General features: G+C 68.5%; 8 protein-coding genes and 1 pseudogene. 5 read left to right on the top strand and 4 right to left on the bottom strand.

Annotated features, from left to right (window positions below; all coding sequences use genetic code 11):
* The first annotated feature begins 81 nt into the window (after positions 1-81).
* Positions 82-369: a DUF6916 family protein gene (locus HLH45_RS04610; protein WP_008575271.1), complete on the top strand. Its 288-nt coding sequence runs from the start codon at positions 82-84 to the stop codon at positions 367-369.
* Between the two features lie 18 nt (positions 370-387).
* On the opposite strand, the gene HLH45_RS04605 is transcribed toward HLH45_RS04610, so the two are convergent.
* From HLH45_RS04605 to HLH45_RS04590, 4 genes are all read right to left on the bottom strand, one after another.
* Positions 388-945: a GNAT family N-acetyltransferase gene (locus tag HLH45_RS04605; protein ID WP_008575269.1), complete on the bottom strand. Its 558-nt coding sequence runs from the start codon at positions 943-945 to the stop codon at positions 388-390.
* Positions 946-949: 4 nt separating this feature from the next.
* On the bottom strand, positions 950-1,486 hold the full coding sequence (locus HLH45_RS04600; protein WP_008575267.1) for a phage tail protein: 537 nt from the start codon (positions 1,484-1,486) through the stop codon (positions 950-952).
* Positions 1,487-1,546: 60 nt separating this feature from the next.
* The gene (locus HLH45_RS04595) at positions 1,547-2,074 is read right to left on the bottom strand and encodes a phage tail protein (protein WP_008575266.1); all 528 of its coding nucleotides are present in this window, start codon (positions 2,072-2,074) and stop codon (positions 1,547-1,549) included.
* Positions 2,075-2,140: 66 nt separating this feature from the next.
* Positions 2,141-2,686, bottom strand: coding sequence for a phage tail protein (locus HLH45_RS04590; RefSeq protein ID WP_011349183.1), 546 nt, complete (start codon positions 2,684-2,686; stop codon positions 2,141-2,143).
* Between the two features lie 266 nt (positions 2,687-2,952).
* Here HLH45_RS04590 and HLH45_RS04585 point away from each other — a divergent pair, with 266 nt between their 5' ends.
* From HLH45_RS04585 to HLH45_RS04570, 4 genes and pseudogenes are all read left to right on the top strand, one after another.
* Positions 2,953-7,761, top strand: a complete 4,809-nt coding sequence (locus HLH45_RS04585; RefSeq protein WP_046932683.1) for a putative Ig domain-containing protein — start codon at positions 2,953-2,955, stop codon at positions 7,759-7,761.
* Between the two features lie 354 nt (positions 7,762-8,115).
* Positions 8,116-11,529: an exodeoxyribonuclease V subunit gamma gene (gene recC, locus HLH45_RS04580; RefSeq protein ID WP_008575260.1), complete on the top strand. Its 3,414-nt coding sequence runs from the start codon at positions 8,116-8,118 to the stop codon at positions 11,527-11,529.
* Positions 11,526-15,578 carry an exodeoxyribonuclease V subunit beta gene (recB, locus tag HLH45_RS04575; protein ID WP_046932682.1) on the top strand — a complete coding sequence of 1,351 codons (4,053 nt, stop codon included), beginning with the start codon at positions 11,526-11,528 and terminating at the stop codon, positions 15,576-15,578. Before recC ends, recB begins: the two co-directional genes overlap by 4 nt.
* A 202-nt stretch (positions 15,579-15,780) precedes the next feature.
* Positions 15,781-17,638 (top strand): annotated as a pseudogene (locus HLH45_RS04570) (AAA family ATPase); the annotation flags it as partial.
* Positions 17,639-17,656: the final 18 nt, after the last annotated feature.

Genomic DNA, 17,656 nt, shown 5'->3' with positions numbered 1-17,656 from the left:
CGCGTTGTCGGCAGCGGCATCTTGTCGAACCGGCCACAAAACGTGACGATCCACGCTACTTCGTCGCTGCAGGAATCTTCCATGGAGTTGCTGACGCTTGAACACTTTGCCGGCAGCGTCAACGAGACCTTTGCCGCCGCTTTGAATGAGGGCGAGGTGCCGTTCGTGCTGGTGGAGGCGCGGCCCTTGCAGCACACGCGCAATTCGCAACGTGCGCCGTTCTCGTTGCTGTTTCGGAATGGTTCGGCCTTTTTGTTTCCGCAGCAGACCTATCAGATGCGGCATGCGCGGCTCGGCGAGATCGGTATCTTCCTGGTGCCGGTGGCGCGCGAGCGCGACGGGTTCTTGTATCAGGCCGTATTCAATTGAACACGGCCAGCTGCTCGTTCAACTGAGCAGGTGATCGTGCCGATGCCAGTGCATCTGCAGATGGGTCTGGGTGCTGTCGCCTGCAACGAATCCGAGGCGGGCATACAGGCGTTGCGCGGCGGGGTTGGCGTGCAGCACATGCAATGACAAAGCACATCCCGCATCGCGGGCGCACGCCTGCGCATGTGCAATCAACTGCGTGCCGATGCCCTTGCCATGCCAGTCCGGCAGCAGGCTGATATCGACCAGCGTGTGGTGTGCGGCGCCGCGGTGCAGATACAGCCGGCCGATCGCTAGAGCTTTGGTCTGCACGATCAGAAAGTCCGCATCGGCAAACTGCTGCCGGTAATGCGCGCGCTGCAGGGCGAACTGCTGCTGCAGGAAGGCGCGCTTGGTCGCTTCCGGCCAAGGCACCGGTGCCAGCTCCTCGCGACGCGTGCTGGCGTACAGATCCTGCAACCAGGGCAGATCCGCATCCTGCTCTTCGCGCAATGCAATGGCGTGCGCATCCGGCAACGTGGTCTGGCTTGCGCCGCCGGATGCCTTCACGACCTCGCCGGAAAGCGGGCGTGTCATGACATCAACTGAAGACAGGGTAGTCGCCGGACAGCGCGATGCAGAAGTTTACCGCCAGATACGGCTGCCGGTTCTCGTGGGCCTGGCCGTTGCCGGTGGGAATCAACATAACGGGAGAGAACTGCTTGTCGGGCACAATTGCGTTATATGGACGTGCGCTGCTGCTACCTGGCGACGAAAGCGCGGCGCCGCCGACGGGCGCACCGCTCTTCTTCGTCTGGTCCGCTAAGGAGAACGAGTTGACGCCGTGCTGGTGCATCGGCATCTCCGAGTCCGACAGATTCACCCCTGCGGAACCAAAATTGCTGCCCAGCGTGTGCGGGGTCAGGCCAGGGCCCGGGCCCTGCTGGCAGCCAGCGCGCGCGGTGAAGTTCGGCAGCTGAAACGTACTGGAGCCATTGCCGCCGTAGGCGATGCCGAGCAGCGAATACAGCGCGCTGTTCTGCGTGATCGGCAGGACGGCACCATTGCACAGGGCCCAGCCGTAAGGGTTGTAGTCGAAGCCGAACAACTGGATTTCGCCGAGATAGGGTTCGGTCATAAGCGGATTCCTCCGATGGAGCGGATGCGTGCCGCAGCCACGTCGACGCGGCGCATGGGATCAGGCTTGCTGCGGAAAGATGCCGGTGGTGGCAATGCAGTACTGCACCGTCAGTGTGGGCATGACGTTGTCGTGCGGCTGGTTACCACCGGCGAATGAGGTGCTCTGCCCCGACATCGCTTGCGCCGTGGCGCCGCCGGTGGTGGTGAGATAGAAAGTGTCGCCGCTCACCGCTGCAGGCAACAGGCCCGAGGGTGCCGTCGCTGTCGCCCCCGCGGTGGTAGCTTGCGCGACGTGCGTATGCGCCGGCATCTGCAGATCGGTCAACGTCACCGTCTCGGTACCGGCACGCTGGGCAAGCACGTAGTTGCTCAGTCCCGGCCCCTGGCCCTGGTGGACCGGCACGCGGCCGCGCAGGTCAGGCACTGCAAAGGTGCTGGTGCCATTTCCACCGTAGGCGGTGCCGAGCAGGACATATAACGGCTCGTATTCGGAGATCTGCAGCAATGAGCCATCGCACGCTTGCCAGCCCTGAGGAGTGCGGCCAAAGCCGAACAGGCGGATTTCGCCGATGAAGGGAGTACCCATGAGATTCTTCCTGGTCGATGAGGTGATCCGCGCACCAGTGCGCTGCGCACCCGAGTGCGGATGCGCCTAGCTGCGCGAAGGGAAGATGCCGGACAGCGCGATGCAGAAATTGATCGTGGTGTATGGCTGCACGTTCGGATGCGCCTGGCCGCCGCCCTCTGCGCCTACCGTGGCTTGCGAGAGCGGGACCACGCTCCCCGGCGCGGCGTACAGCGGTGTCGCCGTTCCCGACGTGGCGCCATTGTTGGCGAATAGGCGCCCGGTTGGGTTGCGGTTATTGCCGGCGGCGCTGGCGCATTCCATCAGATGGAGGTGTGCAGGCAACTGGTTTTCCACCAGCGTCACCGTCTCCGCACCAGCGGCCTGACCCATTGGCATCGCCGTCGGCTGCCATGCCGGATCCGCCGACGGCCCATAGCCCATCGGCGTGCGGCCGCGCATGTCCGGCAGCGCGAAATTGGTCTTGCCGTCGCCGCCGAACCGCGTGCTGAGCAGACTGAACAGGGCCTGGTTCTGATTGATCGGCAGCAATTGACCGTTGCATTGCGCAAAATACTTCGGCGCAAACGCGAAACCGGTCAGCATGATCTGACCGATGAAGAACTCGCTCATGCGGATCTCCCCTAGGGTGTTTGACGCCGACATCGCGCCTGGCGCTGCTCTACTTAATCACGTCTTCTGCGCAATGCAAGCATTGATAATGCTGAATCGGACAGGGGCGACGTATTTGGTGCTTTACGAATACGTAAATTTACTGTTCAAATGCTAGCGCAGCATGGTGGGGAATATGCCCTTCAAGGCCTATAACCATGCTGTCTGAGGCACCAGGAGCGTTGCCGGCGCCAGTGGGGTGGCGTGATTTTCCGGGGAAATGGAATATGTCTACGAATTGCACCAATATGGCTGCAGGCGTGCGCGTCGTTTTGCGTTGGCCGCTGGTGTTCGCGCTGCTGCTGTTGAGTACGCTGTATTCCGGCAAGGCCGCAGCAGCGGCGTCGCAATATTGTCCGACGTTGGACGCCACTGTAGTTCAGGGTGGCTCGGTGCAGATCGACGTCACCACCTGCGACGGCACTGGCGTAGACGACATCGGCGTTGGCTGGGACGGAGTGCAGCCTCCCCACGGCACTCTGACCGTTCCTAATCCAAGCGGAGCACAGGGAACGCAGATCGTCACATACACGCATAATGGCGACAGCGCCACCAGCGACACGTTTCCGCTGGAAGACGGCGCTGGCGATACCATCACAGTCAATATCACGATTACCCCCTCGCGGACCGCCAGCATCGCGGTTAGCCCGTCCGCCGCCAACGAGGACAGCGGTACCTCCTTGGTCTACACGGTGACGCTGAGCCAGACCAATACCTCGGCGACCACGGTCAACCTGACCCGCAGCGGCACTGCGACCAGCGGCACGGACTACTCCGGCGCCGTGACCAGCGTGGTGGTGCCGGCCAATACCAGCTCGGCCAGCTTCAGCGTTACCCCGATCGCCGACACCGCGGTGGAAACCGACGAAACGGTGATCTTCAGTGTCGCCAATGGCACCGGCTATTCCACCGGCAGCCCGTCCAGCGCCACCGCCACCATCGTCAACGACGACTTCCCTTCCGCGAGCATCGCCGTCTCCCCGGCCAGCGTGTCCGAGGACGGCGCCACCAATCTCCTCTACACGGTCACCCTGAACCAACCGTCGCCCACCGCGCTGTCCATCGGCTTTGGCGTGAGCGGCACGGCGACCTCGGGCACCGACTATGCGGCCGTCAGTTCGCCGCTGGTGATCGCCGCCGGCCAGACCACCGGCACCATCACCATCAATCCGACCGCCGACAGCACGGTCGAGCCCGACGAAACCGTGGTGATCAGCCTCAACACCGGCAGCGGCTACACGGTCGGTTCGCCGAACAGCGCCACCGGCACCATCCTCAACGACGACCAGCCGGCGCTGTCGATCAACGATGTTTCGGTCAACGAAGGCAATGCCGGCACCACCAACGCCACCTTCACCGTGTCGTTGAGCGCGCCGGCCGGCGCCGGCGGCGTCAGCTTCGATATCGCCACGGCCGATGGCACCGCCACTGCGGGTGTGGACTATGTCGCCTCCAGTCTGATCGGGCAGACCATCCCGGCCGGCAGCAGCAGCGCCACCTTCACCGTGCTGGTCACCGGCGACACGCTGGCCGAGCCGAACGAAACGTTCTTCGTCAACCTCAGCAACGTCACCGGTGCCAGCGTGAGTGACGGGCAGGGCCTGGGCACGATCGTCAACGACGATGCGCAGCCGGCACTGTCGATCGACGATGTGAGCGTCAACGAAGGCAACAGCGGCACCACCACGGCCACCTTCACGGTGAGCCTGAGCGCTGCCAGCGGCCAGACAGTCACGGTCAACTACGCCACCGCCGACGGGACCGCCACCGCCGGCAGCGACTATGTCGCGCGCTCCGGCACGCTGAGCTTCGCGCCGGGCGTGACCGCGCAAGGCGTGGCCGTCACCGTCAATGGCGACACCGCGGTCGAGCCCAACGAAACCTTCAGCGTTGGCCTGTCCGGCGCCAGCAATGCGACCATCGCCCGCGCCACCGGCACCGGCACCATCCTCAACGATGATGCGGTGGTGACGATCTCGCCGGCGTCGCTGCCCGCAGCAACCGCAGGCAGCGCGTACAGCCAGACGCTGAGCGCCAGCGGTGGCACCCCCGGCTACAGCTTCGTGATCAGTGCCGGTACGTTGCCGGCCGGAATGACCCTGAACGCCGCCGGGGTGCTGTCCGGTACGCCGACTGCCAGCGGCAGCTTCAACTTCACCGTCACCGCAACCGACAGCGGGGCACCGACCAGCGGCAGCCGCGCCTATACCCTGACCGTGGCCGGCGCCAACGTGATCTTGCCGGCCACCACCTTGCCGGCCGGCACCGCGGGCCAGGCCTATTCGAGTGCGATCACTCCGGCCGCCGGCGGCATTGCGCCCTACAGCTACGCGCTCACCGCCGGCGCGTTGCCCGCCGGCATCACGCTCAATAGCGGTAGCGGCGCATTGAGCGGCACCACCACCAGCATGGGCAGCTTCAGCTTCACCGTCACTGCGACCGACAGTACCAGCGGCACGCCCTCGCAGGGCACGCGCGGATACACGTTGAACATCGCCGCGCCGACGATTGCAGTGGCGCCGTCCACGGTTCCCACCGCAACACGTGGCACCGCCTACAGCCAGACGCTGACCGCCAGCGGCGGCACGGCGGCCTACACCTACGCGATCACGAGCGGTGCATTGCCGGCCGGGATCACCTTGGCCAGCAACGGCACCTTGTCGGGCACGGCCACGCTGGAGGGTACGTTCAACTTCACCGTACAGGCCACCGACGCCAACAGCTTCACCGGCACGCAGGCATACAGCCTGACCGTGGCTGGCCCGAACCTGGTGTTGCCGGCGTCGACCTTGCCGGCAGGGACGGCCGGGCAGGCCTATGCAGCTGCGGTCACGCCGGCCACCGGCGGCACCGCGCCGTACAGCTATGCAGTCACTGCCGGCGCGCTGCCGGGTGGCTTGGGACTGGACGCTGCCACCGGCGGCCTCAGCGGGACGCCGACGGTGTCGGGGACCTTCACCTTCACCCTGACGGTCACCGACAGCACGCCCAGCCCCGCCGCGCAGGCCAGCCGGAGCTACTCGCTGACCATCAACGCCGCAACGCTGGTGCCGGGGCAGCCCACCTTGCCGCCGGCCGTGCGTGGCACCGCCTACAACCAGGTGCTCACCGCCAGCGGCGGCGTTGCGCCGTACCGCTACAGCATTGCCAGCGGCACGTTGCCGGCCGGATTGACGCTGGCCAGCGACGGCACGCTGTCGGGCACGCCAACGGTACAGGGCACCACGTCGTTCACCATTGCGGTGGCCGATGCGGGCAATGCCAGCGCCACGCAGGCCTACACCTTCACGGTGAACGATGCGGCGCCGGTGGCGGTGGCCGATGTTGCCGCCACCATGACCGACACCGCCGTGACCGCAGCGGTCACCGCCAACGACACCGGCAGCATCACCGCGATCGCCATTGCCAGCGCGCCCACCAACGGCACGGCCGTGGTCAACGGGCTGGAAGTGGTCTACACGCCGAACGCCGGCTTTGCCGGTACCGACGTGCTGAGCTATACCGCCAGCGGCGCAGGCGGCACCTCGGCAGCGGTGACGCTGACCATCACGGTTAACGTGCGGCCGGTGGCGGTGTCGGTGACTGCGGCGGCAGTGCCGGGCGAAGCGCAACAGGTGGACATCACCCGTAACGCCACCGGCGGGCCGTTCGTGGCGGCTGCGGTGGTTGCGGTGTTGCCGGCCTCGGCCGGTACCGCCACCATCACCCGCGTGGGCGGCACCGCCAGTGCGGCGGCGGCGCGTGCCTCCGGGCTGTCGCCAGCGGCCGCTGCAATGGCCGAGACGCCGACCTTTACCCTGACCTTTACGCCCAACCCGGCCTTCGTCGGCCAGGCCACGGTGCAGTTCACCTTGTCCAACGCATTCGCCACCTCGGCCCCGGCCAGTGTGGTGTTCAACATCGCGCCACGGCGCGACCCGAGCGTGGATGCGGAAGTGCGTGGCCTGATCGATGCGCAGTCCGAGTCCACGCGGCGTTTTGCGCGGGCGCAGATCGACAACTTCCAGCGCCGTCTGGAGGCCACCCATCGCGGCGGCGGCAGCTTCACCAACGCAGTGAGCTTCCAGCCGACCTCGCATTGCCGCCAGGCCGAGCGCGGCATCAGTGCGCAGCCCTGCAGCCCGGACACGCAGGACGTCGACAACGACTTCCGCGATGCGCCCGCGGCGACCGGCACCACCGGCAGCAGCGCGCAGACGCAGGGTGACCTGGGCCTGTGGGTGGGCGGCGCAATCCGCTCGGGCAGCCTGAACCGCCAGACCAACAGCAACGGCGTGGATTTCCAGACCGATGGGTTGAGCGTGGGTGCCGACTACCGGGTTGCCTCGTCGCTGGCGATCGGCGCGGGCCTGGGTTGGGGCCGCGACGACAGCGACGTGGGCAACAACGGCAGCCACAGCAAGGCCACTGCCTACACGATGGCGTTGTACGCCAGCTTCCATCCGGGCAAGGCGTTCTTCTTCGACACCTTGGTCGGCTACCAGCTGCTGTCTTACGACCTGCGCCGCTTCGTCACCGATGACAGTTCGCTGGCCGAGGGCAACCGCGACGGCACGCAGTGGATCGCCTCGCTGTCCACCGGTGCCGACCTGCAACGCGGCACGCTGCAGATCACCCCGTACGCGCGGGTGGATGTGGCACGCGCCACCTTGGACGGCTATGTGGAAGCAGGCGTGGCCCCGTTCGCGCTGCGCTATGCCGACATGGATGTGGCCACCACCACCGGCAATCTCGGCCTGCGTCTGGAATGGCGTCGCGAGGTTGCCTGGGGACGGCTGACCCCGCAGTTGCGCGTGGAGTACCAGCGCGACTTCCAGGGCCGTGGCGATGCGATCCTGAGCTACGCCGACCTTACCGGTGGCCCGTTCTATCGCACCGCGCAGAGCGCGTTCGACCGCAACCGCTTGATGGTGGGCATCGGTGCAGCGCTGTTGACCGAACAAGGCCTGTCGACGCGGCTGGAATACCGCGGCATCACCGACGGCGACAGCAACAACGATCAGACCTGGATGATCAATCTGGAAAAGAAATACTGATCGGGTTGTAAGCCGCGCGGTCATGCAACGCGATGGGCCGGGCGAACACCCCGGCCCATTGCGTTTGTGATGTCGGCAGCGTGTTGCGCGCGTGGTTGCGATGACGCTCGCGGACGCAGTGAATGGCTGCGTTGGGCGTCTCGAAGGTTGCACGTCACGACCGCAGTACGTCGAATGTGGTGTTGAGCCTGATGGCAGTGGGTGACGCACGGTGTGCGGCGCGCCGTCGATCGGCATCTCCCGCGCAGCGCTGTTGCACGGTGCCGTGCGGCCTTGCGTCCCAGCGCGGCGACCTGGCCGCCGACACGGCGGCCAACAACGCCTCACACGCGCATCCGGCACAATGCGCCACGCATGCACGCCACTTCCGCGCCCGATTTCCGTCTTTATCCATCCAATGCGCTGGATACCCTGGCCGCCTTGCTCGCGCAGGAGTTGCGCCGGCCGATGCCGGGGCAGCCGTTGCTGCAGCCGGAGGTGGTGCTGATTCCGCAGGTGGCGATGCGGCGCTGGTTGCAGTCCACGCTTGCGGCCGAGCACGGTGTTGCGGCGAATCTGGAATTTCTCACGCCCGGCGAATTCGTCGCGCGCGCGCTGGAGCGCAACCTCGGCGCGGCCGACGACGATCTGGACATGGCCACCACGCAGTGGCGGTTGTATGCGGCCCTGCAGTCGGACCTGGGCAGCGACGCGGCCCTGGCCCCGCTGGCCGGATACCTGTCCGATGGCGATGCGCTCAAGCCGTGGGCGCTGGCCGGCGAGCTGGCCAGCGTGTTCGAGAAATACCAGGCATGGCGCCGCGACTGGTTGCTGCGCTGGGAAGCAGGCGCCGACCCGGACGACCCGCAGGCACGGTTGTGGCGCAGCATCGCCACCGGCCGGCAATACCGCGCCCGGCGCATCGGCCAGTATCTGGATCGCCATGCGCGTGCCGACGGCCCGTTGCCGCAAGGCCTGCCGCCGCGCGTGTTCGCATTCGCCATCTTGAACATCTCGCCGGACGTCCTGCGCGTGCTGGCCACGCAGGCGCGCGTGGGCACGCTGCACTTCTATCTGCCCACGCCGACGCAAGGCTACTGGGGCGACCTGCAGACCTTGTGGCAACGCCGGCGCGAAGACGGCGCCGTGCAACTGTTCGCCGAGCAGGTACAGGAAAACCCGTTGCTGCAGGCCTGGGGCGCAGCCGGGCGCGATTTCATGGCGTTGGTGGGCGATTACGAAGTGGTGCACCCGCTGGCCGAAATCGCCGCCTACGCCGACCCGCTCGATTCCGGCCGCCGCACGCTGGCCGATGGCGGGTTGGGCGACAGCCTGTTGCGGCGCATGCAGAGCGATCTGTTCCATCGCCGCGCGCCTGCGGCGCACGCGGTATTGCCGGCGGTGAATCTGCACGACCCCAGCCTGCAGGTGCATGCCTGCCACACGCGGCTGCGCGAGTTGCAGGTGTTGCACGACCAACTGCGTGCGCTGCTCGACGATGCACGCTTCGACCCGCCCCTGCAGCCGCGCGAGATCGCGGTGCTGTCGCCCAATATCGACCCGTACGTGCCGTATCTGGATGCGGTGTTCGGCAGCCATGGCAACGACGACGCGCTGCCCTATGCGCTGGCCGATGCCAGCCCGTTGGCGAGCGAGCCGCTGGCCGAGGTGTTCCTCACCTTGCTCGGTTTGCCGATCGCGCGTTTCGGGCTGCATGAAATCCTCGACCTGCTAGCCAGCGCGCCCATTGCCGAAGCGGCCGGGCTGGACGAAGCCGGGCTGGAACGCCTGCGCAGCTGGCTGCACGCGGCCGGCGCGCGTTGGGGCCTGGACGCAGCGCACCGGCGGCAGCACCAGGCACCGGGCGACGATGCCTACACCTGGCGTTTCGCGCTGGACCGGCTGCTGCTCGGCCATGCCAGCGGCGCCGACGAGGACATCGATGGGGTGGCGCCGTGGCCGCAGCTGGAAGGCAGCGCGCTGGCCGCACTGGACACCTTGTTGCGGTTGTTGCGCGTGCTCGAACGGCATCAAGCCGCGCTGGCCGAGGCGATGACCCCGGTCGAGTGGCGCGAGCGGCTGCTGGGCCTGCTCGAGGCATTGATTCCGACCACGCCGACTGCGCCGCGCGCGCAACGCGCGCTGGATCGCTTGCGCGCGTTGATCGACCAATTCGCCCGCGACGCGATACGCGCCGAGTACGCCGGCAAGGTGCCTGCCGAGGTAGTGCGTGCGCATTTTGCGGCGGTGCTGGGCGAATCGGATACGCGCGCGCCGCTGCTTACCGGCGGCATCAGTTTCGGGCGCATGGTGCCGATGCGCTTGCTGCCGTTCCGCGTGATCTGCCTGCTCGGCATGAACGATGGCGACTTCCCGCGGCGCGACCCGGCCGCCGGGCTCAATCGCCTCACCGCGGAACTGGGCACCGAGCGTCGCCGGCACGGCGACCGCTCCACGCGCGAGGACGACCGCTTTTTGTTCCTGCAGTTGTTCGCTTCCGCGCAGGACGTGTTTTATCTGAGCTATCTCGGCGCCGATGCGCGCGATGGCAGCGTGCGCGAGCCGTCGGTGCTGGTCAGCGAATTACTGGCAAGCGCTGCGCAGTACCACGCCGCCAGCAACGCGCTCGACACGCTGGTGGTGCGACACCCGTTGCAACCCTTCGCCGCTGCCGCGTTCGGCGCGCTGGGCGACGAGAGCGATGCCGGTGCCGACCCGCGCCGTTTCAGTTATCGCCGGCAGTGGCGGCCGGCGGTGGACAGCCTGGTCGGCCAGCGGCAACCGCTGGCGCCGTGGGTGGCCGGTGCATTGCCGGCCGAAGGGATCGCCTTGCCGGCCAGCATGTCCATCGACGCGCTGCGCCGCCTGTTGACCGACCCGGCCGGGCAGTTCCTGCGTCATCGATTGGGCATGCGCCTGCCCGATCCGGCCGGAGAGGACGCCGATCTGGAACCGTTGCTCGCCCCCACGCGCGGGTTGGATCAATACGGGTTGCAGCAGCAGATATTCGACGCTGCATTGGCCGGCGACACCGAGCACCTGTACGCGCGTCTGCGTGCCCGCGCGCTGCTGCCGTCCGGCCCGCTGGGGCGGCGCCAGCTCGACGAGCGCGTGGCGCAATTGCGCCCGTATGCCGATGCGTTCCGGCAGTGGCGTGGCGAATCCCCGGCCCAGTCGCGCCGCCTGCAGGTGCAGATTGACGAGATCGAATTGCACGGTCGTGTGCCGGGCTGGTACGCAAGCGGCGTGGGGCGCGTGCAGGTCGGCGCGCTCAGCGGCCGCAGCGCCATTCGCCACGGCCTGGAATGGCTGCTGCTGCGCGCCGCCGGTGAGCACGCGCCGTACGTGCGTTTCTTCGAACACGACGACGGCCTGGGCCCGCATCCCATCGACGCGCAGCCGCTGTCGCAGACACAGGCGCGCACCGCGTTGGCCGAGCTGCTGCAGCTGTATCGCCAGGGCTTGCAGGTGCCGCTGGCGTTCGCGCCGTACAGCAGCTGGAAATATCACCAGGCCGCACGCGGCGGCGACCTGGACAAGGCCATCAAGGAGGCGGCCGGGCAGTGGCAATCGGGCTTCGGCTGGAGCGAATCGCACAGCCCGGAGCTGCGCCTGGTCACCCGCGGCCGCGACCCGTTTGCCGACGCGCAACGCTTCGCCGAGTTCGCCGCCACCAGCCATCGGGTGTATGCATTGCTCGAACAGGGAAACACCGGCGCGCCGCTCGAGACCGAGCGCGTGATCGACAGCTGGCGACACTGGCACGGCGCGCAGGAGGATGGCGAATGAGCGTCAGCCCCGTCACCGACCCGTATCTGCAGTTGCCGCTGCACGGCGTGCGCCTGATCGAGGCCAGCGCCGGCACCGGCAAGACCTTTACGCTGGCCACGTTGTTCACCCGGCTGGTGGTCGAGCGTGGCTTGCGCATCGGTCAGATCCTTGCGGTGACCTTCACCGAAGCGGCCACGCAGGAGCTGCGCCGCCGCATTCGCGAACGCCTGGTGCTGGCCGCAAGCCTGGTTCCCGAGGCGCCATCGCCTCTCGCAGGAGCGGTTTCGGCCGCGACCGAGTCGTCCGCAATCCAGTCGCCCGACGCCCCATCGGCTTCTGCAGGAGCGGACCTGGGCGCGACCGACCTCGCCGATGCCCCGTCGCAGCCAGGGCCGCTCCTCCATGAAGCGCCCGACGTGTTACTCACCCGTGCCATCCTCGCCACCCATCTGGGCGGCGGCAGCGAAACGCCCGTCGCCTTGCGTCGCCGCCTGCAGCAGGCGGTGGAAGAAATCGATCTGGCCGCGGTGTTCACCATCCACGGCTTTTGCGCGCGCGCGCTGCGCGAACACGCACTGGAAAGCGGCCAGGCGTTCGCCGCGCCGGAACTGCTCGCCAACGATCGCCAATTGCTTGGCGAAGTGGCGGCCGATCTGTGGCGGCAGCGCGCCGCCGATGCGGTGATGGCTGAAGATCTCATCGCCCTGTGGTCGGGCGGCCCCGAGGCCTTGGCCAGCGATCTGCGCGCGCTGGTGCGGCACCCGACGCTGTTGCCGGCAGTCGCCACAACCACCGACGATGCACCTGCCTTGCTGCAGGCCGCGCACGCGGCAGCCAACGCACTGGCCGCCGCATTCCAGACGCACGGCACCGCATTCTTCGACGCCATCATGGCGGCCATCGAGGGCGGCATCCTGAGCAAGGTCAGCTACAAACCCGAGTGGCTGGCATCGCTGTGGCACTGGTTCGAAACCTTCGCCGCTGCGCCTGCGCTCAACACCGCGCCGCATGCCAAGTTGCTCAAGTTGACCGCGGCGGAACTGGCTGCCGGCACCAACAAGAAGTTCGTCGATCGCACGCCGTCTTCGCCGATGAGCCACCAGATCGATGGCTATCTCACTGCGCTGGCGCGCGCGGAAGAATGGCGCAGCCGTCGCCGTATCGCATTGCTGCACGCGCTGCGCGACGATGCCATCGCACGGCTGGCGCTGCTCAAGCGGCAACGCCGCGTGCAGACCTACGACGACCTGGTCGATGGGGTGGCGCACGCATTGCAGGGCGCGCAGGCCGACGCCTTGGTCAAACGCCTGCGCACGCAATACGCCATCGCGCTGGTGGACGAATTCCAGGACACCGACGACCGCCAGTGGTCGATCTTTTCCAACGTGTTCGGCGAAGGCCGGCTCGCACGAGCAGCAGGGCTGGAACCGGCGCTGTTTCTGATCGGCGACCCCAAGCAGGCCATCTACGGCTTCCGTGGCGGCGATGTGCGCACCTATCTGGCCGCGGCCGTCACCGCCGAACTGGCGCCGCCGCTGAGCCACAACTTCCGCTCGCGCCCCGGCGTGCTGGCAGCCATCGACGCGCTGTACGCACAGGCCGGCTACGCCGATGCCTTCCTCACCGACGGCATCGCCTTCCACCCGGTGCGGGCAGGGACCAAGCGCGTGGATGAAGACCTGCAACGCAATGGCGTCACTGCGCCGGCACTGACGTTGTGGCGCGCGCCGGAACCGCCGCCGCCTGCGAAAGGTAAGCCCAAGCCCTGGAGCGCCGGCCGCGCACGCGAGCTGGCCACCGCCGCCTGCGTTGCAGCGATCCGCGGCTGGTTGGCCGGCGGCCGCGACGGCACGGCCACGGTGTGCGGCCGCCCGGTGCAGGCCGGCGATATCGCCGTGCTGGTGCGCAGCCACGGCGAGGCCACGCGCATCCAGCAGGCGCTCGGCGCGGTGGGCATTCCGGCGGTGGCCGCCGGCAAGCAAAGTCTGTTCGCCACCGAACAGGCGCTGGAAGTGCTCGCCTTGCTGCAGGCCTTGCTCGATCCGGGCGACGACAGCCGCCTGCGCGCCGCCTTGGCCACGGTGTTGATCGGCGAAGACGCCATCGCCATCGCCGCACTTGAACGCGACGGCGAGCGTCACCGCCACTGGCAGCAACAGGCGCTGGACTGGCGCGAACGCTGGCAGCGCGGCGGCCCGCTCGCCCTGATCGGCGAACTCGGCGCCACCCACGGGCAACGCCTGCTTGCCCTGGTCGATGGCGAACGCCGCCTCACCAACTATCTGCAACTGGCCGAACTGCTGCAGGAAGCCGACGCGCGCGCACTCGGACCGCATGGCCTGGTCGACTGGCTGTCGCGGCGCATCGCCAATGCCGACGACAACGACGAAGCCCAGCAGTTGCGGCTGGAATCGGACGCGCGCCGCGTGCAGATCGTCACCCTGCACAAGAGCAAGGGCCTGGAATATCCGCTGGTGTTCCTGCCGTATATCGGCATCGGCCGCAGCGACAAGGGCGCCGGCCGCCATTGCGTGGTGCATGCGCCGGAGCTCGGCCGTCAGCTGCATTGGAAGACAGACAAGGACGACCCGAGCTGGAGCGCCGCCGAAGCCGCCTGGAAACAGGAACAACGTGCCGAAGACGCGCGCCTGCTGTATGTCGGCCTGACCCGCGCCGAGCACGCGCTGTGGATCGCCAGCGGCCCGTTCCATCAGCACGAACGCACTGCGTTGTCGGCCATGCTGCGTGCGCTCGATGCGCTGCAGGGCGCGGCAGGCGAGGGCACCGTGGTGGTGGACACCAGCACGCCGCCGGCCCACTTGCCGCGGCTGCCGGCGCCGAGCGAGGCGCAGGTGCCGCCCGCGCGCAGCGTGCAACGGCACATCGCCCCGGAATGGTGGGTGTATAGCTTCACCCAACTGGCCAACGCCGATGCCGGCGCGGCCACCGACCCGATGGCCAGCGCCACCGTCGTCGGCAGCGGCGGCAGCGATGAACCGTCCGGCAGCGAAGCGGTTGCCGTGGCCGTTGCCAGCGACGCCGAACCGTTCGATCCGCGCTTTGCCGGCAACCGCTTCGGCGTGGTGATGCACGATGTGTTCGAACGTTGCGACTTCGCCGCCTGGCAGGCCTGGCGGCCGGGACAACCCGCCCCCGACGGCCAGGCCGCACCCATCCTCCAGGCCCTGCAACGCGGCGGTTACGCCCAGGACGACCTCGACGACGGCCTGCGCATGCTCACCGCGCTGATCGGCCACACGCTCACCGTGGCCTTGCCCGAAGGCACCCGCCTGGCCGACGTGCCCGAACCGCAGCGCCGCAACGAAATGGAATTCCATTTCGCCATGCGGCCCACTCGCGTCGATGCGTTGCTGGCCCTGCTGCATCGGTTTGGCGTGGTCGGCGACCGCCAGGCCTTCGGCGCGCGCCAGCGCCTGGAAGGCCTGATGACCGGCCTGATCGACCTCACCTACAGCGTGGACGGGCGCTGGTATGTGCTGGACTACAAATCCAACCGCCTGCCCAGCTACGATGCCGACGCCCTGGCGCGGGCCATGGCGCACAGCGAGTACGAACTGCAGGCGCTGATCTACACCGTGGCGCTGCACCGCTGGTTGCGCTTTCGCCTGGGCGAGGCCTACGACTACGCCCGCGACTTCGGCGGCGTGCGCTATCTGTTCTGTCGCGGCCTGGATGCCGGGCGCCCTGCGGAGGCTGCCGGGTCGGAAGCCGTTGCCGAAACCCCTGGCCATTCCATCGCGGGCCAGCGCATGTTCGCAACCGCGCGCGATTCCACGGGCGACAGACCCGATTCCGCTCCGAACGCCGGCGCCACCACCACCGGCGATGCGCGCGCGCCGCTTGGCGATCCGGCACCGGGCATCCACGCCTGGCGCTTCGAACCGGCGCTGGTGCTGGCCGTGGACGCCTTGTTCGCCGGCAAGCCCGCAGATGCGCTGTCCAATGACGCGCCAGCGCAAGGGTCCCGCAACGGCCTCGAGCCCTTCTCCCCCCGGGAGAGGGGTTGGGGCGAGGGTACGTCCGCAGCAGGGACCCCCACACCATGAAGCAGCGCACCACGCCACTCGCATGGCCGACCCGCACCGCGTCCAAGCCTCTCCGTGATCGCGCCGAGCAGGCACCACCCGCGAGCCACGGGCGCCAATGCCGCTGCGCGCCCGCAAAGCAAGCCAGCGCCACGCACGCCAGCACAGGTGCGCGGAGCATGACGGGGCGCGAGCGCGCGTGCGCCAAGGGAATGCCGACGCCATGACCCATCCAAACCTGCTCGCTGCCCTCAACCAGAGCGGCGCCCTGCGCACCCTGGATCTGGCCTTCGCGCAAAGCCTGCAACGCCTGGAGCCGGACACCGACCCACGGGTGCTGGCCGGCGCCGCGCTCGCCTCGCTGGCGGTCACCAGCGGCCACGCCGGCCTGGACCCCGCCCGCGCCGCCATGTTGCTGGACGCGCGCGATGGCCCGGCGCCCACCTTCCCGGACCCCGCCGACTGGCAACGCAGCCTGGCTGCCTCGCGCTGGGTCGACCAACCGCAGCCCGACGCCCCGGCCGCCGCCGATTGCCCGCTCGTCCTCGAACGCGGCCTGCTCTACCTGCGCCGCTACCGCGAGTACGAACGCCGCCTGGCCCTGGGCCTGCAACGCATCGCCGCGCAACCGCTGCCGCCGGTCGACGCCGCCACGCTGGCGCCGCTGTTCGCGCAGTTGTTCCCGAACGCGATCCCAACCCCTCGTACCGCGGAGCCAACCCCGCTTCCCCCGGGAGAGGGTGCCCGACGGGCGGGTGAGGGTACGGGCCTGCCCGCGCCAATCCACTACCAAGAGGGAACAACCCCCCCCACGCCATCCCACCCCCCGGACCGCCAGGCCCAGGCCGCCGCACTCGCGCTACGCCGCGCGTTACTGCTGGTCACCGGCGGCCCGGGCACCGGCAAGACCACCACCATCGCCCGCCTGCTGTTGCTGCGCATCGCCCAGGCACGGGCATCCAGCACGCCGGCCCCACGCATCGCCCTGGCCGCGCCCACCGGCCGCGCCGCCGAGCGCATGGCCGAAAGCCTGCGCGCCGCCATCGCGCGTGCCATCGCCGACGGCATCCAGCTCCCGGCCGCCGGCTCGCTCCCCGCACCATCGGGAAGCGCCGGCCTCATCACGTCCACGCATCCGACCAATGCCGCCGCGCCCGCGTCCACCGGCGCCGGATTGGAACTGCAGACGCATGCCGCCTCAGAGCAGGGCGGGCCGCCCAGCTGGGAAGCGCTGCTGCCCAGCGGCGCCAGTACCCTGCATCGTCTGCTCGGCGTCATCCCGGATTCCCCGCACTTCCACCACAACGCCGACAACCCGCTGCCGTTCGACCTGATCGTCGTCGACGAAGCCTCCATGGTCGACCTGCCGCTGATGTGCAAACTGGTCGACGCCGTCGCCGATGGCACCCAGCTGATCCTGCTTGGCGATGCCGACCAGCTGCCTTCGGTGGAAGCCGGCGACGTGCTGGCCGCCATCCTGCAGGCCGCCGGCCCGGGCGATGCCCTGCAGCCCGAAGACGCCCAGGCACTGCAATCGCTGCTCGGCAGCGCGCCCGTCGAGCGTCCGCCTGCGGTCACCTCCGCCACCCGCAGCGGCGGCCTGGACGGCCACCGCGTGCACCTGCTGCGCGGCTATCGCCAGGCGCAGGATTTCGCACTGGCGCCACTGGCCGACGCCATCCGCGCCGGCGATGCCGACACCGCCCTGGCCCTGCTGCGCAGCGGCGAACTGCCCGGCGTGCACTTCCACGAAGACGGCGAAGATCCGCTGGCACTCGGCCGCGACGCGCTGCTCGCGCACTGGCGCGCGCTGGCCAACGCCCAGGACCCCGCCGCCGCCCTGCGCGATGCCGGCCGCCTGCGCCTGCTCACCGCGGTGCGTGCCGGCCCGCAAGGCGCACGCGGCCTCAACGCCCGCATCGAACAACTGCTCGCCGACACCGGCTCCGGCGCCCGCCGTCTGGGCGGCGCCTCGCCCTGGTTCCAGGGCCGCCTGCTGCTGATCACCGAAAACAGCTATCGCCACGGCCTGTTCAATGGCGATGTCGGTATCTGCCTGCGCAGCGACGCGGGCCCTTCCCCCGGGCAGGGCGACGCAA

The sequence above is a fragment of the Xanthomonas euvesicatoria genome, from assembly GCF_013112235.1.
In the GTDB taxonomy this organism is placed as follows: domain Bacteria; phylum Pseudomonadota; class Gammaproteobacteria; order Xanthomonadales; family Xanthomonadaceae; genus Xanthomonas; species Xanthomonas euvesicatoria.
The sequence above is the reverse complement of the archived record's forward strand: the minus strand, read 5'-3'. Positions and strand labels throughout refer to the sequence as shown.